The organism is Shewanella alkalitolerans (assembly GCF_019457575.1).
GTDB lineage: Bacteria > Pseudomonadota > Gammaproteobacteria > Enterobacterales > Shewanellaceae > Shewanella > Shewanella loihica.
In genome coordinates this window covers 3,588,754-3,610,632 of sequence record NZ_CP080422.1, presented here as the reverse complement: position 1 = coordinate 3,610,632, position 21,879 = coordinate 3,588,754, and the positions used below count along the sequence as shown (strand labels likewise).

Here is a 21,879-nt window from a genome sequence, read left to right as displayed (position 1 = left end):
GAACGCTTTGCCCTGGATGAATAGTGCGCAGTTACTGGGCCTGGCCATGGTCATTCATGACCTAGCTTGGTGGTAGCACAATGCTTTTGGCTTGGTCGCGCAGGCCAGATCTGCTAGCATGTCCAAAGTGAAATTATGATTGGAACACCTTATGGCAACCCCTCCCTCTTTACGCATCGAAATTCTGTTCGCCGAGCTCAATGCCGCCGATATCGCCCAACATCCCGTTGAAGTCCATGGTTCCCTGGTGGGCCTTATCTGCGGTGGCGTGGGTCAGGCCAAGAGCGAGTGGATCAAGCCACTGCTCGAACTGATCAACGATGGTCAGTTGCCGCCGCCTTCTCTGGTTCAGCTGCTGGAAGAGCTTTATCAAGACACCCTGGCGCGCATCACAGATGCCGATTTCGGCTTCACGCCTATGGCGCCGGAAGAGGAGGAGACCCTGAGCAAGCGCGTCGAGGCCCTCTCGCTCTGGGTGCAGAGCTTCCTGACGGGCATCGCCATGGCGCAGCCTAAGCTAAATCGTGCCTCGAGCGACGTGAAAGAGGTGATTAAAGATCTCGCCGAGATCGCTCAGGTGGAGTTCGATGTGGCCGAAGATGAAGAGTCCGAGGCGGCCTACATAGAGCTGATGGAGTTTGCTCGCATGGCGGCGCTACTCTGTTACGCCGAATTCGGCCCCGAGCCGAGTGAGATCAAAGATCAAGACCCCATGATTCATTAATATTGTCTGCATTTATCGGGGCGAGCAGATTTAACTGCTTGCCACAGAAAGAGAAAGTGAATGACCACTTCGTCTGACCCTAAGCAGTTTGATATCGCCATCGTTGGCGGCGCCATGGCCGGTGCCACCCTGGCCCTGGGCCTGGCCAACCTGGCACAGAAACGCCAGCAAGTGCTGCGCATCGCCCTTATCGAGGCCAACCGTCCCGGCGACGGCCATCCGGGTTTCGACGCCCGTTCCATCGCCATCGCCCAAGGCTCCATCTTCGAGCTGACCCGTCTCGGCATCTGGCCTAAGCTGGCCCATCTGGGCACCGCCATCGAGAATATCCATGTCTCGGATCGCGGCCATTTCGGCATGACCACACTCAACGCCAAAGATTTTCATCTGCCCTATCTGGGTCAGGTGGTGGAGCTTGAGCGTGTCGGTGCCAAGCTGTTTAACCTGCTGGAGCAGCAGGATGTCAGCCTGTTTTGTCCCGCTAAGGTGGCCAGTATTGTCGCCGGCGTCGATGCCCAGCAATTGATGCTAGACGATGGCACGGCCCTCAGCGCCAAGCTGGTGGTGGCCGCCGACGGTCTAAATTCTAAGGTCAGACAGGACTTTAAGCTGCCGCTGGAGCAGGTGGACTTTGAGCAGGTGGCCGTGGTGGCCAACGTGCTCACCGACAAGCCCCATCAAGAGTGGGCCTATGAGCGTTTCACCGACAGCGGCCCGCTGGCGATTCTGCCCATGGCCAACGTGGATGGGCAGTCCAGAGTCTCCCTGGTATGGGCGCTGGCGCCAGAGCATGCCGAGTTGATGCTGGGCGCCGAGAAACCTGCGTTTTTAGATGCGCTGCAAGATGCCTTTGGTCACCGCGCCGGGCGCTTTATCGATGTGGGTGAGCGTTACGCCTATCCGCTTAAGCTCTCTTACATGGCGCGCCCCATCTATCAGCGCACCGTGTTTATCGGTAACGCGGCGCAGACGCTGCACCCCATCGCCGGACAGGGCTTTAACCTGGGGCTGAGGGATCTCGTCTGTCTGCTCGAGGTGGTCGATGAGGCGCTCGGACGCGGCGAGGATATCGGCGGCGCCAAGCTGACCCATGAATACCTTAGCCGTCGCCAGCAAGACCGTGACACCACCATCGCCAATGTCGAATTTCTTGTGCGCGGCTTCTCGAATCAACACTGGCCCCTGGTGGCCGGGCGTAACCTGGGGCTGCGTCTACTCTCCTGGTGTCCGCCGCTCAAGACGCCTATTGCCCGCAAAGCCATGGGGTGGAAATCGCCTCAATCAGCCAGCCAACTTGGATAAAGGATCGCTATATGTTCAGTACACAAACCTATGACGTGGCCATCATCGGCGGAGGCATGGTCGGGCTGGCAACCGCCATCGGCTTGGGGCAGGAAGGGCTGAGAGTCGTGGTGATCGATGCCGGCGAAACCCAGGCGGTATCCGGTGAGGCCAGATTAAGAGTCAGCGCCATCAATAAGGCGAGTCAGCGATTCCTTACCCATTTGGGTGCCTGGGCCTATATCGACGAGTCTCGCGTCGGCCCCTATCAGAAGATGGCGGTGTGGGATAAGGATAGCTTGGGCAAGATAGGTTTCGATGCACACTCTATCAGCGAGCAGACCCTGGGCAGCATCATAGAAAATGACAACATCAGCCATGCCTTGGCGATCCGTGCCGGTGAGCTAAGTGAGATTACTCACCTGGAAAATCACCGCCTGGAAAAAATCGCCTTTGGTGAGCGTGAGGCCTGGCTGACCCTGGATAACGGCGACAACCTGTCGGCGGCGCTGGTGATTGGAGCCGACGGTGCCAACTCCTGGGTGCGCGAGCAGTGCAAGATCCCTATGACCTTCTGGGACTATGGCCATCATGCCATCGTCGCCTCGATCCGCACCGAGCTGCCCCACAATGCCACCGCCAGACAGGTGTTCTTAAGTGATGGCCCATTGGCGTTTCTGCCGCTGTTTGAGCCAAATCTCTGCTCTATCGTCTGGTCGGTGCCACCGGCCAAGGCGGAGTCGCTGCTGGAGGGCGACAAGGTGCAGTTCGAACGCAGCCTGACCGCCGCCTTCGACGGTAAGCTAGGCATGTGTACGCTGGAAAGCGAGCCACAGGCCTTCCCGCTGCGGATGCGTTATGCCCGCCACTTTGCCCGCCACCGTCTGGTGCTTGCGGGGGATGCGGCCCACACCATTCATCCGCTGGCAGGTCAGGGGGTTAACCTGGGCTTCTTAGACGCCGCCGCCATTATCGAGACCCTGAGTGAACTCAAGGCCAAGGGCAAGGATCTCGGCGATTATGCCAATCTACGTCCGCTAGAGCGTTGGCGTAAGGCGGACGCGCTGGAGATGATCGCGGCGATGGAGGGCTTCAAGCGGCTGTTCGAAGGTAGCAATCCGGTGAAGAAAGCCCTGCGGGATCTGGGTCTCAACCTGGTGGATAACCTTTCTCCTGTGAAAACACTGTTTATGCAACAGGCTATGGGTAACAAAACCCGCTTGCCTGAGTTGTGTAAATAAGCTCGGGAAAAATGCGGCACCTTATCATTTTGTTTTTAAATACAAGTGGTTGACATCATTTGATTTGATATACGGATTCTCATGTAAAAAAACTACATTTTAAACATGAGAAAAAGTAATGGGAAAATGGTTCGGATTAGAAAATTCTCTTGTATACAAAACTGTGACGCAAGGTATAATTTCGCCGCATTTTGATACCAAGCGCGTATCTTAAAACAGAATTTGTTGATGCATCTTATTCGACGCAATTGATGCAAAAACTCATCTTTGCAATCACATCCTGGCCCTACGTACCCTAGGTTCAGGTGTGTCAGTTCGAGGCGGTTCACCATGACCGTCTGCTTCGCTACCGCCTATTGATGACAAGATAGTGCTTGACCGACCCTTTCGGCCTTTGCCCCATTTCATCAATCATGCCCTAGCGCTGAGGCACCGCCAGGTAAGACCCGAAAAGGGCAAAAAAAGAAGAGATAATAATGGCTAATAAAACTGTACTCTTTAACAAGCACCTAGAAGCTAACGCCAAAATGGTCGACTTTCACGGTTGGGACATGCCGCTAAACTACGGCTCTCAAATCGAAGAACACCATGTTGTGCGTCAAGACGCAGGTATGTTTGACGTGTCTCACATGACAGTAGTTGATGTTACGGGTGCTGAGGCCTGTGATTTTCTTCGTAAGCTACTGGCCAACGACGTCGCCAAACTCAAGGTGCCGGGTAAGGCACTCTACGGTGGCATGTTAGACCACAATGCAGGCGTTATCGACGACCTGATCACCTATTATCTCAGCGACACCCATTACCGTATCGTAGTGAACTCGGCCACTCGCGAGAAAGACCTCGCCTGGATCACCGAGCAAGTTAAAGGCTATGACGTGACTGTCACTGAGCGTCCTGAGCTGGCGATGATCGCCGTTCAAGGTCCTAACGCTAAGGCGAAAGCGGCGGCGGTATTTACCGACGAGCAAAACGCAGCGGTTGAAGGCATGAAGCCTTTCTTCGGTGTGCAGTCTGGCTCTCTCTTCATCGCAACTACAGGTTACACAGGCGAAGCCGGTTACGAGATCATCGTACCCGAGGCTGAAGCCGAAGCCCTGTGGCAAGCCCTGCTAGATAATGGCGTTAAGCCATGTGGTCTGGGCGCCCGCGACACCCTACGTTTAGAAGCAGGCATGAACCTGTACGGCCAAGACATGGACGAGAGCGTTAACCCGCTGGCGGCCAACATGGGCTGGACCATCGCCTGGGAACCTGAAGACCGTGACTTTATCGGCCGCGAAGCGCTAGCCGCCATCAAAGCCGCCGGCACAGATAAGCTCGTTGGCCTGGTGATGGAAGCCAAGGGCGTACTGCGCACCGGCATGCCAGTCTTCTTCACCGACGCAGAAGGCGTTGAGCAGCAGGGCGCTATCACCAGTGGCACCTTCTCTCCGACCTTAGGCTACTCAATCGCCATGGCCCGCGTGCCAAATTCTGTTGGCGATGTCGCAGAAGTAGAGATGCGTAAGAAGCGCGTCCCTGTTAAAGTGATCGCACCTAGCTTCGTGCGCAACGGTAAGCAGGCTTTCTAACTGTTTGATAAGGGTTATCCCTGTTTAGCCGTCAGGCTGCCGAAAGGGCAATAGCGGGGCCGGGTTGCTCTACCTAAGCAACTCGGGCCAAAGCTGCTAAAATATCGGCTGACCCAGTCGAATGACAGGCGCTTGAGTGGTTATACAGTCTTAGTTTTTAAAATTTAGCACTACGGAACAAGGAACAAAAATAATGAGCAATATTCCGACTGAATTGAAATACGCTTCTTCACACGAATGGATCCGCAAAGAAGATGACGGTTCATACACTGTTGGTATCAGTGAGCACGCCCAAGAATTGCTAGGCGACATGGTATTCGTTGAGCTGCCAGAAGTTGGCGACAGTGTTAGCGCTGGTGATGACTGCGCGGTAGCCGAGTCGGTAAAAGCCGCTTCAGACATCTACGCACCCGTTTCAGGTGAAGTGGTAGCGGTTAACGAAGCGCTAGAAGATTCTCCTGAGCTGGTTAACAGCGACGCATACGGTGATGGCTGGTTCTTCCGCATCATGCCAAGCGACCTGAGCGAACTAGACAATTTGCTTGATGCCGAAGGCTATCAAGCGGTTATCGACGAAGAGTAATTGTCGATGCCTACGAAGCCCCATATCGCAAAGAGATGGGGCTTCGTTCGTTATAAGCCCGCGCAATATGCAGGCCGATAATGAGAAGTAGAACCACATCAAACAACGAGACCGGTAACACCAGCCCCCTACAGCTAGGATACTGGCAAATATGGAACTAGGTTAATCATGACCACTGAAACCCTCACTCAGTTAGAGCAGCACGAACTATTTATCCGTCGTCATATCGGCCCGGACAGCGCAGATCAGCAAGAGATGCTGAACTTCGTTGGTGCAGAATCTTTAGAAGATTTGACACGACAGATAGTCCCTGAGTCGATTCGTCTTGGACGCGATCTTGCCGTTGGCAGCGCCTGTGGCGAAGCCGAAGGCCTTGCCTCAATTCGCAAGTACGCGGATAAGAACAAGGTGTTCAAGAGCTACATCGGCATGGGTTACTACGGCACTATAGTGCCAAGCGTGATTCAGCGTAACGTATTCGAAAATCCAGGTTGGTACACGGCGTATACCCCATACCAGCCTGAGATCGCCCAGGGCCGTCTGGAAGCCATCCTTAACTTCCAACAGCTGTCGATGGATCTTACCGGTCTTGACCTGGCTTCAGCCTCTTTGCTGGACGAAGCCACCGCAGCCGCCGAAGCCATGGCGTTGGCCAAGCGTGTCTCTAAGGCGAAGAAAGCCAACATCTTCTTCATCGCCGACGATGTGTTCCCACAGACTATCGACGTGGTGAAGACCCGCGCCGAATGTTTCGGTTTCGAAATCGTGGTTGGCCCAGCCAGCGAAGCGGTTAACTATGAGCTGTTTGGTGCCTTGTTCCAATACACCAACCACTATGGTCAAATCACCGACTTCACCGAGCTGTTTGCCGTGCTGCAAGAGAAGAAAGCCGTCGTGACTGTTGCCGCCGACATCATGTCGCTGGTATCGCTCAAGTCGCCTGGTTCAATGGGCGCCGACGTCGTCTTCGGTAGCGCCCAGCGTTTCGGTGTACCGATGGGCTTTGGTGGTCCACACGCCGCCTTCTTCGTGACTCGCGATCAGCACAAGCGTTCACTACCAGGCCGTATTATCGGTGTGTCTCAAGATACCCGCGGCAACCGCGCACTGCGTATGGCGATGCAGACTCGTGAGCAGCATATCCGCCGCGAAAAGGCTAACTCAAACATCTGTACTGCACAGGTGCTGCTGGCCAACATGGCCTCTTTCTACGCCGTATTCCATGGCCCACAAGGCCTGAAGATCATCGCCGACCGTATCCACCGTCTGGCCGATATCTTTGCCGCTGGCTTGAAAGCGAAAGGCGTTGAGCTGGTTAACAATACTTGGTTCGATACCGTTTCTTTCAAGGTTGCCGACAGCGCCGCCGTGCAGGCTCGCGCCATCGCCGGTGAAGTTAACCTGCGTATCGACAGCGACGGCATCCTAGGTGTCGCCATGGCTGAGACCACCACGCGTGAAGATGTGGCGCAGCTGTTTGATATCGTACTGGGCGAAGGTCATGGTCTGGATGTGGCGGCAATCGATGCCGACATCATCGCTAATGGCAGCAACTCAATTCCAGCCGAGCTGGTACGCCAAGACGCTATCCTTGAGCATCCAACCTTCAATCGCTACCACAGCGAAACTGAGATGATGCGTTACATCAAGCGTCTGGAAAACAAAGATTTAGCACTGAACCACTCGATGATCTCACTGGGTTCTTGCACCATGAAGCTGAACGCGGCGACCGAGATGATGCCGGTGAGCTGGCCAGAATTTGGCAACATGCATCCTTTCTGCCCGCAGGATCAAGCCGAAGGTTATGCCGAGCTTATCGAAGAGCTATCAAACTGGTTGGTCGACATCACTGGCTATGACGCCATGTGCATGCAGCCTAACTCGGGTGCATCGGGCGAATATGCCGGCCTGCTGGCTATCAAGAAGTACCACGAGTCTCGCGGCGAAGGCCACAGAAATGTCTGTCTGATCCCTCAGTCTGCCCACGGTACTAACCCGGCTTCTGCCCAGCTTGCTGGCATGAAGATTGTGGTTACCGCCTGTGACAAGCAGGGTAACGTGGACATGGAAGATCTTAAGGCAAAGGCTGCCGAAGTGGCTGAAAACCTCTCTTGCATCATGGTGACCTACCCATCGACTCACGGTGTGTACGAAGAGACCATCAGCGAGATCTGCGAAGTGATCCATCAGCACGGCGGCCAGGTATACCTGGACGGCGCCAACATGAACGCTCAGGTAGGTCTGACTTCACCTGGTTCAATCGGCGCAGACGTGTCGCACCTTAACCTGCACAAGACCTTCGCTATTCCACACGGCGGCGGCGGACCAGGTATGGGCCCAATCGGCGTTAAAGCACACCTTGCGCCATTCGTTGCCGGTCACGCCGTGGTTAAACATGGTCGTGAGTCGGACAACAACGGTGCGGTATCGGCAGCGCCATACGGCAGCGCCAGCATCCTGCCTATCACCTGGATGTACATCAAGCTACTGGGTTACCAGGGCCTGAGACAGTCTACTCAGATGGCACTGCTAAACGCTAACTATGTAATGAAGAAGCTGTCTGCCCATTACCCTGTGCTCTACACAGGCCGTAATGATCGCGTGGCGCACGAATGTATTATCGACCTGCGTCCACTCAAAGAAGCCTCAGGCGTTACCGAGATGGATATCGCTAAGCGTCTGAACGACTACGGTTTCCACGCACCGACCATGAGCTTCCCGGTTGCCGGCACCCTGATGATCGAGCCGACAGAGTCTGAGTCTAAGGCTGAGCTGGATCGCTTCATCGAAGCCATGGTTGCGATTCGCGGCGAGATCGCCAAGGTTGAAGCCGGTGAGTGGCCAGCGGACAACAACCCGCTGCACAACGCGCCGCACACTATGGCCGACATCATGGACAGCGAGTTCGACTCTCGTCCATACAGCCGTGAAACTGCCGTGTTCCCAACGGCTGCGGTTAAGGCTAACAAGTTCTGGCCGACTGTGAATCGTATTGATGATGTGTATGGTGACCGTAATTTGATGTGTTCGTGTGCACCGATTGACGATTACAAATAATTGCTGTTTGGACTCGCTACTGCGGCGTTGAATCTCAGCTTTCGTGCTCATTGACACAAGTCAACTTCGCGCGAAAGCTCTCAATCCGCCTTGCATTAGTTTCGTCAGCGACGCAATTATGTGATCGACTAACTGATAAAAAAGCGAACCCTTGTGGTTCGCTTTTTGTTGGCTAATGAGTCTATAGAATACGGCGTCATTCCGTTGTTTTCGCTGCTCATTGACTAGAGTCAACTGCGCGGCGAAAACAGCAGGTTTCCTTGTCTTATCTTCGGCAGTAACGTCATTTTTGGGGGGATCATCCTCTAAAAAAAGCGAACCTAAGGTTCGCTTTTTTGTTGGCTATTCAGACTCGCTACTGCGGCGTTGAATCTCAGCTTTTGTGCTCATTGACACAAGTCAACTCCGCGCGAAAGCCTTCGATTTGCCGCCGCGGAGCGGATTGTGCAAAGAGTGCTTCGTCAGCGACGCAATTATGTAATAGCTAGCTTCATCTGAAGCTTAGATATAAAAAAGCGAATCCATGTGGTTAGTTTTTTTATGCCTGTTAGAGCTGAAAAGCTAAATTTGGGCTGTGCGTGGCTGAGCCGTTATCGGTATTGATAGTCGCAGGTGACGACGTCTCTGTCCTGGGTTGTGGTGGTGCCGTCTGGTGCGAGTCGTGTTGCGGCGATTGTCCTGTGCCAGCATTGGTTTAGGCGGATTTGATTCATTACAAAATGCTCCGCCCAAGGCCTGTTTTGATGAAAGACCTCATACTCGCTTTGGCTGAAGTTAATCAAGGGCAGTTGCTCTGCTAGGCTCAAGCCGTCTTCAACGGTTTCTGTGCTTCTCAAGCCCTCTTCAATGGTCTCTGCGATTAACCAGGTTTTGCCTGTAAGCATGAGTTTGAGGTGTAGCACTAAGCCATGTTCCCCAAGGAGTTTGACGTAAACGATTGGCTGTTTTCCCTCGCTGATTCCGCTCTCAATGTCCTCTGCTAATAACTTGGTGATCTCGGCCTTGCTTTGCGATATGCGGATAAATAGCGACGCGTTATCATCTATTAGCTTAACGTCTTTGGCACTCACTAGATTAAGCTGAGGCAGGTTGGCGAGGTAGCGGTTAAAGGCGATAAATAGCTGCCCGGCGTGACGGTTCAGGCCGTCCATGGTGTCACAGTCGCTATCACAACTGAGTGTCATGGCGGCGGAGAGGAATTTGGCGGCGCTGATTTGCGGTGTGGCTTGTCTATCAATCTCGTTACTAACTAAGGTGAGCTCGATTTCGTTCATCATATGAACCTCTTGTCCGCTCTCCAGCATGGCATCATTTCGATAGGTGAGGTTTGCCGTGTTATCGATCATGTCCTTTGTGCAGGGAGCCTCCATATGGGGATCCTGTAAGTAGGTATGTTCCAATCTGGGGATGGCTAGGTTTTCCGCGCCCACCGACAGCCCTAAAACGAGTGTGGAGGTCAGTGATAAAGTCAGCAATAACGCCGGTAATAAAAACGGTAGAGATATCCGGTTAAGCTGTGTCATTCCCTTTGACATACTTGCTATCCATTTGAGCTAAAAACATAACCTTGCGGTATTAACTGGCTGTGGGCAATTGAATTTTCTTCAAGCGACATCTAGGGTTGGCGCTATGCCGAACTGCTTGCAGATGTAGTCGATACACAGGGCTTGCTGCTGGCTCCACAGGCCGTAGCTTAGCGGCATCAGGCTGACGCCGGCGCGCTGCAGTAGCTTGTAGAGGTTAATCTCGAAGAAGTCTTCCCAGGGGCCAGGGTAGCCAATTAAGTCTATCGCCAGATACTGGTCGCCGTGGCGACAGAGGATATCCAGCTCCAGCCCCGCCATGTGGTAGGCGCGCCACACGGTAATGCCTTTTGCCTCCAGCGCCTGGGTCACCGCCTGACCGAACTCATCTAACGCATCGACATAATTGTGTTTGGCCTCAAACTGGGTCGCCGAGGTGAGGTATTTGGCCAGCAGATTATTGTTAGGCAGCGCAGTTTCATCCAATGACAGAAACAGCCACTGGGCCTGTTTGGCGCGGGTGATAGCCACGTTAAACATATCGGCGCGGTTAAGGTAGGCTGCGGCGCGACTGTCCTGTGCAGTCACGCTGAAGGAGAGCAGCATGATGTCGCGCTCCTCTCCTTGAAACCCAAAGGGCGTGGCGATCCGCAGCTGATGACGTTCTATCTGCGCCAGGCTGAAACGGGTCATGATCTGCTTCGACAGATACTCGGTCTGATGTCGAAAGCAGGAGAGTACCCCAATGCTAGAGGGCACCAAGGCATCGGCCTGTTCCTCAATAAGCTGGCTCAGCTTGTCCATCAAGGCCTCGGCCTCGAGGAGGTTAACCCCCTTAGCATCACGCTCACCATTAACCTGAACTCTGTGCAGGTGTCCCGAGCTGGTGCAGGGCCTGTGCTGCATTACCTTGAGGGCATTTTGATAGAAGGCCTGGTTACTGAACTGGATAAGTTCAGGCTTGCTGCGAAAGTGCTCGTCCAGAAAGGCAACTTGCGCCTGGGCGCTCAGCGAGCCAGATACAAGGTCTAACATGCTGGCATCGCGATAGCTCAGCAGTCCGCGTCTGTCGGGTGCTATACCGAGCTGGGTTTGAATGCTGGCTTGTTTCTCGCGAGACAGAAACGAGAAGTGTCTCAGCTGTTTGCTGTCGCCCACCACAAGTGCCGCCTTGGCTCGCTGCAGGGCGGGCAGACACTCGGCAATATTGGCCTGGGTGGCCTCGTCGATGATCACCAGATCGAACATCTCCTGCTGCATGGGCAATACCCTGTGCAGATTGGCGAGGCTGGACAGCCAGATGGGAAAGGTCTGCTGCAGCGCCGAGAAGTCCGTGTTGTAGAAGGCCTCCAGCTGTTTCGCCGACTGACGCGCCCGTATCGCCTTGGCAAAGTTTACCAGGGAGCTGCGCTTGTTTTGCAGCAGGCGGCTTTGCCTGTGGCTGGTGGCTAGCTGCAGATACTCAAGGCTGAGCTTCTCTTTCTGCGCTATCAGGCCATTTAAGCTGTCGAGCACCTCCCACTGGCGGGAGAAGCGCCTAATGCCGCCGCGATAGAACCAGTTATAGCAGGGCAGGCGCCAGCGGGATTTTTGCTGCTCGAGCCTCGCCAGCTTCTGGCCGCGACCGATGGCGCGCTTGCAGTGGCGGGTAAAGCTCTGTTCCAGCTTGGCTTGCTGTCTGGTCACTATCTCGAGCTGCTTGTAGGCCTTCTGCAGCGCGATGTCAGTTACCTTCTTGTTGGCGACGGGATGAATGCCGTTGAGCATGTCGTCCACCTGGGACTTGAGCTGCTTGATAAATTGCGGCGAACCGGCGCGGATCAGGCTACTGCCCAGCTGAAACTGTTGCTGCAACTTATCGGCTATCACGTCCACGGCAACATCTGTGTGGGCGGCGATCAGCACCGATTTGCCCCGCAATATCTGCTCGGCGGCTATGGTGGCTATGGTGTAGCTTTTGCCCGTGCCGGGTGGGCCTGAGATCTGTCCTAGGGTGTGGTTGGCGGCGATATCCAGCGCCTGCATCTGGGCATTACTCAGCAATCCCGGCAGGCAATCTTGCTGGGTTGTGATCTGTCGTTTGCTCTGGAGCGATGGTTGCTGCTCGGCAAACAGGGCCTGTAGCGGCGGCGAAAGCTCAGTTGTCGCCATCAATAGGTCGAGTTCGTGCAATATGCCGCGACTGGCAAGGGACCGCTCGGCCAGCACCAGCTGGCTGCGACTCACCAGAAAGCCTTTGTGTTTACGCCTTAAGCCTTCAAATATCGCTTCATCAATCAGCTTGGGAAAATGCAGTAGCTGGGTGGCATCCACATCGGCCTGTCCGGCGCGCAGCCAGGCTATCCAGCCGCTCACGTCGGTAGGGTTATCGCGTAGGTCCTGGGTCAGGCTGTGGCCTTCCACCACGAGTTTTTCAAGCAGCGCCTCGTTGATGGTAAATGGGTTCTGGCCGGTTAATGACTCGCTGGCTTGCAGAAAGATCTCATCACCATCGGCCTGTATCTGGCACTCGCGATAGAGCAGCGGTGTAACCACCTTACGCCGCTCGCCATTGAGCTCTATGGTGCCGCTAAAGAAGAGGCTGCAATGCAGTAATACCCGCTCACGCAGATAGAGGGCGCTGCGGTTCATTAACGCCGAGGCTAAGGTGTGTGGCAAGGGGAGGCGGGGGAGAAAGCCACTGGCCAGTTCATCTTCGCCCTGTAGCAGCAGCTGATCTTGCTCGGCCAGCTTATGGCACGACCAGAGGTTGATCTCGGCGCTGTCGTGCGCAAAGCACTGTTTGTAGTAGCTCAGAATCCCTTGCAAACCCTATCCATCCCCATGGTTTATTAGCGTTGCAAGAGTAACTTAACCATTAAATTTCAACAAGGTGTGGTGGGAGATTGCGCCCTGGGTTTTGGTCTTTACCATTGCATCTGAGGCGGTTCACCAGCACAATCAAACCCTATCGACAGACCGAGGTCATTTCCGGCAGCCAAGAATAAGAGCAAGCTGGCGGGTAAAGTAAGCGAAAAGCTTACGCAAGAGGTAAAGAGAGCCATGCAGCAAGGATTCCCCATCACCATAACAGCTGATGATAGATTTTCGAGTTCACTTAAGCCCTTACTGGCCCAGCTGGAGATGTGGATTAATTTTCAGGCGCTAAAGGCAGACTGGTATGGCAAGGAAGATCATGTCTTAACCTTCGGCTTCACCCTGGTCAGAACCCTGGATGAAAAGGCCGAGCAGCTAACCTCAGAGAACTGGATAGTCGAACCGGGCTACGCCTATCACTATGGGAGCAGTCGCCTGAATACCATCGCCTTCATCGCCGTTGATGACTTGCTTGAGCGCGGTACAGGCATAGAACAAGAGATAAAAAGCCGATTGGTAGCGGTTGCAAATGCGGTTGGGCAGCAGCACGGCCTCATCGCGCTAATTGCTGCTTAGGCTTGATAATACTGCCTCAGTTCGAGATTTTCGCTGCTCATTGACCTCAGTCAACTCCGCGGCGAAAACCCCAAACTTCATTGTCTTATCATCGCCAGCGACGCAATTAATGCTTTTTGTGTGGAGCAAGTTTCAATAGGGATATAAAAAGCGACCTGATGGCCGCTTTTTATTAGTGAATTTAATAAAATGATGTCGCCTATGCGTTTTAAGTCCAGAAAGTCGATACTTCAACACCTAGAGCTGGATGGTTACACGACAAAAGATATGGTTGTTATGTCTTTTTATCTTTTATCTTTTATCTGTGTCTGAATATGGTACAGGATCAATTAATCCCCGCGTACGCCAACGATTTCCATTGACCAAGGAGTCAAACGGAACTCTATTTGATAACGTTAAATTATCTGCATGGTCTGTCACAATGATTTGAGGGCTAAATCCATTCTCTTTCTCAAGAACATTACAATAAACCGAGAGTTGGCTGAATAAGTTTTCAACGGCTTTAATGTCTTCATCAATGTTTTGATCAACGCTGTGGATCTTACGCTGCTCGGCTTCTTGCGTCTTTTGTTCTTCGAAGGTTTCAGAGTTATCACGGTTAAAATTAGGGAAATACACCTGCGTAGGCTGGTCCAAAAACAATACCGAAGGGATTGCACATTTTTCACCTAATTCAGCAAAGTACCTATGCAGTGCCAAAAATAACGTTACATGACAGTAAAGCCAGTTTGCACCACTACCCATTGAGCGTAGGTAAATTTTTTCATTTTCGGGCGTTAAATGATAAAGGTCGAATGTCTCAAATGAGAAGTTGAGGTTAATTGGTTTATAGCTTTTCTCAAATTCAAAATAGCTACCTATGCTAGTCATATATTCATTAACCTTATCCGATGCGGCAGCCAAACCTTTTTGCACATCGTACTCTTTGAGTGCATCAGTAATCTTCTTGAGCTTCTTTTTTAACTCTTTGATTTCTTTTTCAAGTTCAGCATCATCAGCCATATTTAAGGTGTCAAGAAGTGCATACAGTTTGGCTTTTTGCATAATTATGCTTTCATATAAGCTCTTCTGTTCTGATAACTGCTGATTTGCTTTCTCAATTTCTGTTATTTGTTGATTGAGATCGGTTAGCGATTTACTAACAATTTCTGTATCACGCTGCACTTCAATCAAAGATGATTCGAACTTTGCTTTCATTGGGCGAGCTTGAGCAAGATTCCCCGATACTTTCGTAATGGCCTCCTGAAGCTTCTTTGCATTTTGTCGCAAGTTGTCTTTTTCAGTATGGCAGAATGGGCAAACCGAGGCGGAAATATGAACATGTTGAGGTGAGTTAAACCGTTTTACATTATCAACAAATCGTTCTTCTGCTTGAATGTGTTTATTAATAGATGCTGCTTGACGCTGCAATTTTCGTAACTCAGCAGTTTTTTGATTACGCGCCAGTTTCAACTGCTCATACCGTTGTGTCAAAGCATCGGAACTGTGAACGATTTTCTCTGCAACTATAATGTTATCTAGTTGATCCTTTGCATCTTGAGGATGTTGGAGTACCTTTGTCAGTGATATAGGCTCATCTTTAAAGCCCATCAAAGCGTAAAGCTGACTTAGTACAGGGGCGACTTTTTGTTTATAGTTTTCTGATGTGCGTTTATTGGTTTCTTTTTGCCGTTCTAAACGTTTTACGTCTGTGCTTAACCGCTCTTTTTCTTGTGATAAGTGAAAGAACTTTTGATCGACAAGCCCTAAAAATATCTTTGTATGCTCAATGACTTGATCTCGCTTTTCCTTCTCGTCGAATCGATAAAACAATGCATGTTTATTGGCAATTAAGTTTTGATGCTGTAACAGAAACGATGAGAAACTTCGAATTGATGGCGTGGGAGCTTTACGATTCCCCCTATAAGCTTTTGCAACCAAAGATTCATCAACATCATTAATATCTAAGAAAAAGTCCCTTAAGTGCTTCTTAAACTCACTTAAAGGTCGAAAATAGCTTGTATTAAAGTATTCGCGATCAATCTTTGCTGAATCGAATGTCTCAACACGACGGAAAAATGCTCTTGCTGCAAGATTCGGGTCTCTGGCAATCACCATATCCTGTTCGTTAACAGCAAGCGCGACATAGTAAATTGCAGCACTGTTTGTAATAACACCTTTTGGAATTGTGTTCTCATCGCTGCCAAAGCAATAATCAAAAATTTCAATTAAGGCACTTTTACCGGTTGATGATTTACCAGTAACCACATTGAGCCCTGCTTGAAAATTAACAGGGTGTTTGAGCCCTTGCTTGTCAATCACGCCTATTTCATGAATAAGTGTTTTCATCGCGGTTTCACTCCTAAAAACGCATAAATCTCGACCACTGAGTGACCGCTAAATAACCGGCCTAATCTTTCTGCACTCTTTTTAGTGATAAAGCCAGAGACAACCTCATCACATTTCGTTAGGGATAGCCGCTGCTCATTAACGAATAACCAATCGTTGACTAAACAATATTGAATACACTGCTCTGTTAGGGTTTGAAACCCTTCAATCCGCTCTTGTAGGTCATAGAGTTTTGCTCTGTCGTCAAATACAGACCATATAGAGCTTCTTTTGTTTGAGTTCACCAGCTTATGGCTATATATCGGATGGCTACAAAGCGGTATGACCAACTGGGCAAGCAACAAATTGTTCTCAGATTCCTCTAAGGTGGTATAAAAAGAGGCCAAGTATGGCCCATACTCAAATGGGTTGTACTTTAATTCATACAGAGCATCGACAATACTACTCATGGCTCAACCTTCCATTTCAAATCACGCTCGTCATCGTCCATTGCGTCATGGATAAGGCCATTTTTATATTCAATTGGCGGAATATGATTACCCATGTTGAGTGGCTGTTCTTGCATGGTTCTGTTGTATAGTAACTTTGAGCTTTTAATTGCATCAACCGCCTCAAGTTGAGCACTTGAATGGGCAAGGTTTAGCCTCCTAACTAGCTGATTTTGATAGGATTTTGTTTTATGTTTGTACAAGGGATATTCATCGAGCTGCTCTAAATAAGAGTTTTGCAACTCCAGCCAATTACCTAGCGCATCGGGGATCATTGCGTGATGCTCTATCTCAGCTATTTTTTGAACAAATAGTTTGTCTTGATGTAGTTCAACCTCAAGCTCTGATGCTTCATAGCCTGAGAAGGCCGGGAAAGTAAATTCCCTCTTACATAAAAGAGTTGTTAACTCTTCACACTTAGCCCTAAAAGCCAGCTGGCTAATACTCCATGAATGCTGAGTTGCCTGCGCATACACAAAACCAACTAGCCCCTGGAGGTAACTACTTAAATTATTTTTAGGAATGCCTACAGGTTTAGCCAAAATACACTGTTCTAAATCCTGTGCATTATCGGCTTCGGTAAACAAGGTCACTTTACCAATGACAATTTTTAACAAAGCCTCATCACAGTCCATTACGGCCTTCTGCAATTTTATGATATCTTTAGGCTTTTCAGAATTTAGCTGTTCATCAGTGCGTTCTGCATAAATATCTTTCAATACTTTTAAGCGTTGCTCGGCAGTTCGAGTGTTCCAATCCTTCAGCTGGGTTGTTGCACCAAAAGCCTGTGTGGTATGCAGTACCAAAACACCATATTGGGTATGATCGAACTCGGGAGCTAACCAGTTCTTAAGCGTTTTCCAGAGGTTTTCATGGTGGTCAGTAAGTGCTGCCGAATAGTCTTTCACTTCCGTTTGAGATGAAGTTAAAGCATCAGGAGAAACAAGACTCACATCACCGTCTTTTTCAAACCATACGGATTGGTCTTCTTTCAATGCAAAGCACTTATCCAAGCCTATCAACACTTGGTAATGAAAGGCTAATGCTGTTGTTAACGCGGAATTTTTGGCTTGGCCCCCAGTCATACATACTCCTGAATGAATGCTCTCTGAGTAAGTTTCTTTGATGTCATCATTTCTCTATTTCATGCTTGTTCAAACACCGCTGTGCAACCTGATAGACGATGGCGTCCATCTCTTGCTGGGTAAATGTTTGGCCGTACTCTTTGTGGCCGTTCACCTTGGGTAAGGTTTTCACTAACTGCTTGTGATTCAAGATGGGGAAAGGTGGCCTGGATTGATTGGTGACGTACCAGCCGGGAAATACGAGTACAGGCATGGCATTGACCTCGATTCTGCTTGCTTTGGAGAGCCAGTTTCCTACCCATTTGGCCTGTCTTACGGCCTGTTCTATCGGCTTGGTTTCATGCCAAGAGGGGAAGCATAAGCGGTTGTCTTTGTAGAAGACTTCATGAGCCTTACCACCGTTCTTCTTATCTTTGGTACGTTTGTGGCGGCCTTTGGTTTCTATGGCAAATACGCCATTTTTACCTATGGCGAGGTGGTCGATATTAAAGCCATCAGCCTGCACGTCGTGGAAGACCTGATAGCCTAAAGCCTGTAATCCTATTAATTCGTTGGCTGTCGCTATTTCGGCGGTATGACCCAGTCGCAGCTTGGTCAGTTGCGTGAAGGCTTTCCAGGTTTTGTAGCCGCTATAAATCAGTCCTATGACTATGGTAAAGATGAATAGCCAGGGGACATCCTCTTGAATGATATGGGCCCTGAGGCTGTCGATGGCAAAGGGAAAGGCAACAACCATGACGGCGATAACCAAGGCGCCGATGACATCCATCTGCAGATCTTGAATCTGTTGCTGTAAGCCGTAGGCGGGAATGCGGATTAGTTGGTCGCGATCGACGGGTAAATCTAGGGTGAGGTCACGCCGTTTTAGAATTAGCCAAGCGACACTCATCACGACAAACATACCCGATAGCAAGACGGCTATTGATATGAGATTGGCTGCCAACTCTGTCATGTTCATCCTTGAAGCAAATGAGAGGGTATATCAGTGGTTAGAGATATAAACCCATGAATATTCGCATAATATACGATCAATGTGCCTAAAAAGTAACTGTTAATTGGTCTAATTGTGACGCATTTTTCGATCTTGCTGGATGCGGTCTTTTGGTGGGGGGTCTATCGCCTATCCCTTAAGCGCTAGCCGCTAAGTCATTAAGGGTCTAATGCTCATGGCCCTATGTTCACAATGTTATAACAAAGCTTACCTAATTTGAGGTAGGTCAATATTAGATAAACTGCATTGGTTAAAATTTAACCGTTAGCTGTCGCCTTTCCACAGCTTAAAATCAATGGGGGCAAATATGATGTTCAATAAACTCTCCTTTATCGCGCTTGGCGCGAGCTTGCTCATCGCCCAATGTTTTGCGGCAGATGTGGTGCCTACCGAAGTGCAGATGCCTGGGACTCAACAGGGGCAAGCTGGCAACTTCGAGTCACCGGACAAGTGTGATAACTGCCACTCTGGCTATAACAAAACCAACCCTGAGTATGAGCCTGCTACAGGCTGGCGCGGTAGTGCCATGGCCAATGCCAGTCGCGATCCGATCTTCTGGGCGACCATGGCGGTGGCAGAGCAAGATTTTGATGGCGCGGGGGATTTTTGTATCCGCTGTCACAGCACCAAAGGCTGGTACGAGGGGCACTCAACTCCAACCGATGGTTCGGGCATTCCTGCGATGGATGACAATGGCGTGGATTGCGATACCTGCCATGTGATGACCAACACCGACAATTCCGATCCCGTGTTGCAAGGTGCTATGACTGCCCCCTTTATTGCTAACTGTAGCGATAAGGCATTAGCGCCGTCGGGCACATGCCAAAGTGCCGATGAAGGTTTCTACGGTAGCGGCATCTTGTCACTCTGGAATGCCAGCAGCGCCAAGTTAGGCCCTTATGTCGATGCCGATGCCCGTCATCAGTTTATGCAGTCTAAGTTTCATCGCCATGTGGACTTTTGTGGCTCCTGTCATGACGTGTCCAACCCTGTGGTGGGCGATTTAGCTCCGGGTAATGGTACGCAGCCCGGAGCGCCGCAGGTGATCTCCTCTCAAGACGCGAGTGGCTCCCCAAATGTGGGCGGCTCTGTAGTTGATAAGGCAGCGTTTAATAATCCTCCTTATGCTTATGGCGTGGTTGAACGCACCTTTAGCGAATATAAAGCCAGTGCATTTCCCACCACACAGGTGGCTGATTTTCTGTCTCTGCCTGAAAACTTACGTCATCCAGGCGGCGCGATTGAGCAGACCTATCAGGCTGCACTATTAGCGGGAACCGGCGGTAATTATGCCGATGGTGATATTCGTTATTTCAGCTGTCAGAGCTGTCACATGCGGCCAGTGCAAGGCGCCGGTGCGAATAAGCGCGGTGTCCAAGTGCGTAAAGACCTGCCACAACATGACTTTACCGGTGGTAATAGCTGGATTGGCGATGTCATCAAATATCAGGACAGTCGCTTGCAGTTAAGGCTAGGTGATGGGCTGACCACGGCGCAGCTGTCGGCTATCGACTTGGCGACCGAAAGGGCGAAGCAGCACCTACAACAGGCGGCCAACTTGAGTGTGGCTGGCAACCTGCTCACAGTAGTGAATCTCACCGGGCATAAACTGATCTCTGGTTATCCTGAAGGTCGGCGTATGTGGCTTAACATCAAGTGGTATGACGGTGACGAGCAATTGTTACGTGAAGATGGCGCTTATGGGCCGATAGGTGTGACGCTTGCCAACCCTGCCGGTGGGGCTGCTGTTGAAGTGGAGTCGATAGTGGATCTAACTGGTGCCAATACCCGTATCTATTCGGCGCATTATGGGATCACCCAAGCCTGGGCTGAGCGGTTAGTGTCCTTAGGTGTCAGCGGAGATATAGCGCTAGCCTATGACCGTTTTAGTGGTGAGGTGGTAACGACTCTGGCGGATTTAGCCGCTGGCAGTGCCGACGGTGTTGCGGACAGTTTTCACTTTGCGTTAAACAATCATGTGGTGGCCGACAATCGGATTCCTCCCTATGGCATGAGCTTCGATGAGGCTAAAAGGCGCAATGCGTTGCCTGTACCCGCCAATCAGTTTGGCGCTCCCGGTGTTGGCGGTGTGTATGAGCATTATGATCGGCTGACTCTTAATCCTCCGGCTGGTGCCGTGTATGCCACTATCGACCTGCTTTACCAAGGCACCAGTTGGGAGTACATACAGTTCCTCTACTTGGCCAATAATCGCCAGAGCGCATTTCTCGGCGCCGAAGGCGATAACATGCTGGAAGCTTGGCTTAATACGGGGATGGCTAAGCCGCAGTTGATGGCGTCAACTACTTGGGGCTCACCACCTGTGACTGATGATACCTTGGGGGTGAGCAGTATCAGCACCGGGTATTTACAGCAAAGTGGTAAAGGTAAATCTCAGACAACCACTTATATCGTTTCAAGCACTATGACAGTCGGCGATGAGGTGGTTATTCGAGCCTTGGTGCAGGAAGCTAATGGCGAGTTAGAGGAAGGTGCCCTAGTCACTATGAATGTCACCAACACGTCGACGCAGGAAAGTATTACGCTTGTTAGCGGCGCCAGTGACAGTAATGGCGTTGCTGAGGTTCGCTGGAAAACATCTGCGCCCAACAGAAAAGGCAGTGGCGGTACGACGCCCGGCACCTATACCATTAGCGTGACCAATGTCAGCGGTAATTGGGATGGTGTATCGACTAGCAGTAGCTTCAACTTAGTGAATTAACACTTGGGCTGTAAATTGTTTCAGGCACCGAAAGGTGCCTGATTTCTTGATTGATTTTGGGACTGATTTGGGGACTGATTTTACTGCTCAACCTGCATCCAATCGACTTCTACACCTGCCTGGTCAAACATATCCTGGCTGACTTTGATCTTGTCGCCCCAGCGGGAGAGGAAGTCGTCGCTGGGTTGTGGGCTGTGTACCACCTTAAGGCCAGTCTGGATGATCTTGGCGGCGCAGTTGGGGCAAGGAAAGTGGGTCACCCAGATCTCACAGCTGCTGAGATCCCGCTTGGCGTAGAGAATGGCGTTCTCTTCGGCGTGCAGTGTCTTGAGCAGTTTCATCTCGCGGTTGTCTGTCTCGGCGCTGTCGGAGATCCCGCGCGGGTAGCCGTTGAATCCCAGTGAGACAATGCGGTTGTTTTCAGTGATCACGGCGCCCACTTGGGTGGAGGGGTCTTTACTCCATGAGGCTACCAGTTCGGCCATTTGTAAAAAACGTATCGCCCATTTGCTCATCATCTACTTAGGGTTCCTATTCTATATGGCTGAATATATTGACTTAACCAGAAACAATTCTCTGTCGAGAACAATGATAAATCAAGCCGCGCCCAACACAAAGCAAAGTCTGGCGGATTGAGTGTTCTTGCCTTCATTTTCATGCTCATCAGAGTTGTAGTTTAACGACCGGCGCTACAGCAATAGCGTCCAATCTCTAACGCGGAAAAGCTGAGTCAAATCCAACATAGCTTGAATCCCAATCGAAACCAGACTAGCTTGGGGTATTGCAATGGATGGTCGGTTTTTAAGCTGGCTGAGTGCGGATCCTGGATGCAGGATGACAAAGGGAGTGCCAA

Annotated in this window: 15 protein-coding genes; 8 read left to right on the top strand and 7 right to left on the bottom strand. The window is 51.0% G+C overall.

Features of this window, described 5'->3' with window-relative positions; genetic code table 11:
• Window positions 1-151 precede the first annotated feature (151 nt).
• The 6 genes from K0J45_RS15750 to gcvP all read left to right on the top strand — a co-directional run bounded on the left by K0J45_RS15750 (window position 152) and on the right by gcvP (window position 8,457).
• Entirely contained in the window at window positions 152-724 is a 573-nt protein-coding gene (locus K0J45_RS15750; protein WP_144201968.1) for a UPF0149 family protein, read from the top strand.
• A 60-nt stretch (window positions 725-784) separates the two neighbouring features.
• Window positions 785-2,026, top strand: a complete 1,242-nt coding sequence (ubiH, locus tag K0J45_RS15745) for a 2-octaprenyl-6-methoxyphenyl hydroxylase (RefSeq protein ID WP_220043234.1) — start codon at window positions 785-787, stop codon at window positions 2,024-2,026.
• An 11-nt stretch (window positions 2,027-2,037) separates the two neighbouring features.
• The gene (locus K0J45_RS15740; protein ID WP_220043233.1) at window positions 2,038-3,246 is read left to right on the top strand and encodes an FAD-dependent oxidoreductase; all 1,209 of its coding nucleotides are present in this window, start codon (window positions 2,038-2,040) and stop codon (window positions 3,244-3,246) included.
• Window positions 3,247-3,722: 476 nt separating this feature from the next.
• The gene (gcvT, locus tag K0J45_RS15735) at window positions 3,723-4,817 is read left to right on the top strand and encodes a glycine cleavage system aminomethyltransferase GcvT (RefSeq protein WP_144201962.1); all 1,095 of its coding nucleotides are present in this window, start codon (window positions 3,723-3,725) and stop codon (window positions 4,815-4,817) included.
• 193 nt (window positions 4,818-5,010) lie between these two features.
• Window positions 5,011-5,400: a glycine cleavage system protein GcvH gene (gcvH, locus tag K0J45_RS15730; protein WP_220043232.1), complete on the top strand. Its 390-nt coding sequence runs from the start codon at window positions 5,011-5,013 to the stop codon at window positions 5,398-5,400.
• Between the two features lie 168 nt (window positions 5,401-5,568).
• Complete coding sequence (gene gcvP / locus K0J45_RS15725; protein ID WP_220043231.1) at window positions 5,569-8,457, top strand: aminomethyl-transferring glycine dehydrogenase; 2,889 nt, start codon at window positions 5,569-5,571, stop codon at window positions 8,455-8,457.
• A 590-nt stretch (window positions 8,458-9,047) separates the two neighbouring features.
• Here the strand turns inward: gcvP and K0J45_RS15720 are convergent.
• Window positions 9,048-9,992 (bottom strand): hypothetical protein, encoded by a 945-nt coding sequence (locus K0J45_RS15720; RefSeq protein WP_220043230.1) that lies wholly within the window; start codon window positions 9,990-9,992, stop codon window positions 9,048-9,050.
• A gap of 69 nt (window positions 9,993-10,061) precedes the next feature.
• Window positions 10,062-12,788: a DEAD/DEAH box helicase gene (locus K0J45_RS15715; protein ID WP_220043229.1), complete on the bottom strand. Its 2,727-nt coding sequence runs from the start codon at window positions 12,786-12,788 to the stop codon at window positions 10,062-10,064.
• A 234-nt stretch (window positions 12,789-13,022) separates the two neighbouring features.
• Here K0J45_RS15715 and K0J45_RS15710 point away from each other — a divergent pair, with 234 nt between their 5' ends.
• Window positions 13,023-13,412 carry a hypothetical protein gene (locus tag K0J45_RS15710; RefSeq protein ID WP_220043228.1) on the top strand — a complete coding sequence of 130 codons (390 nt, stop codon included), beginning with the start codon at window positions 13,023-13,025 and terminating at the stop codon, window positions 13,410-13,412.
• A 291-nt stretch (window positions 13,413-13,703) separates the two neighbouring features.
• Here the strand turns inward: K0J45_RS15710 and K0J45_RS15705 are convergent, their stop codons facing one another.
• The 4 genes from K0J45_RS15705 to K0J45_RS15690 are packed head-to-tail and all read right to left on the bottom strand — an operon-like array spanning window position 13,704 to window position 18,265.
• Window positions 13,704-15,740, bottom strand: a complete 2,037-nt coding sequence (locus K0J45_RS15705; RefSeq protein ID WP_220043227.1) for a DUF3732 domain-containing protein — start codon at window positions 15,738-15,740, stop codon at window positions 13,704-13,706.
• The gene (locus K0J45_RS15700) at window positions 15,737-16,189 is read right to left on the bottom strand and encodes a three component ABC system middle component (RefSeq protein WP_220043226.1); all 453 of its coding nucleotides are present in this window, start codon (window positions 16,187-16,189) and stop codon (window positions 15,737-15,739) included. The genes K0J45_RS15705 and K0J45_RS15700 overlap by 4 nt, the downstream gene beginning before the upstream one ends.
• Entirely contained in the window at window positions 16,186-17,313 is a 1,128-nt protein-coding gene (locus K0J45_RS15695; RefSeq protein WP_220043225.1) for a hypothetical protein, read from the bottom strand. The genes K0J45_RS15700 and K0J45_RS15695 overlap by 4 nt, the downstream gene beginning before the upstream one ends.
• Window positions 17,314-17,359: 46 nt before the next feature.
• Window positions 17,360-18,265 carry a nuclease-related domain-containing protein gene (locus K0J45_RS15690; protein ID WP_220043224.1) on the bottom strand — a complete coding sequence of 302 codons (906 nt, stop codon included), beginning with the start codon at window positions 18,263-18,265 and terminating at the stop codon, window positions 17,360-17,362.
• Between the two features lie 346 nt (window positions 18,266-18,611).
• Here K0J45_RS15690 and K0J45_RS15685 point away from each other — a divergent pair, with 346 nt between their 5' ends.
• The gene (locus tag K0J45_RS15685; protein ID WP_220043223.1) at window positions 18,612-21,026 is read left to right on the top strand and encodes a hypothetical protein; all 2,415 of its coding nucleotides are present in this window, start codon (window positions 18,612-18,614) and stop codon (window positions 21,024-21,026) included.
• 80 nt (window positions 21,027-21,106) lie between these two features.
• Here the strand turns inward: K0J45_RS15685 and K0J45_RS15680 are convergent, their stop codons facing one another.
• Complete coding sequence (locus K0J45_RS15680) at window positions 21,107-21,544, bottom strand: dCMP deaminase family protein (RefSeq protein ID WP_220043222.1); 438 nt, start codon at window positions 21,542-21,544, stop codon at window positions 21,107-21,109.
• Between the last annotated feature and the right edge of the window lie 335 nt (window positions 21,545-21,879).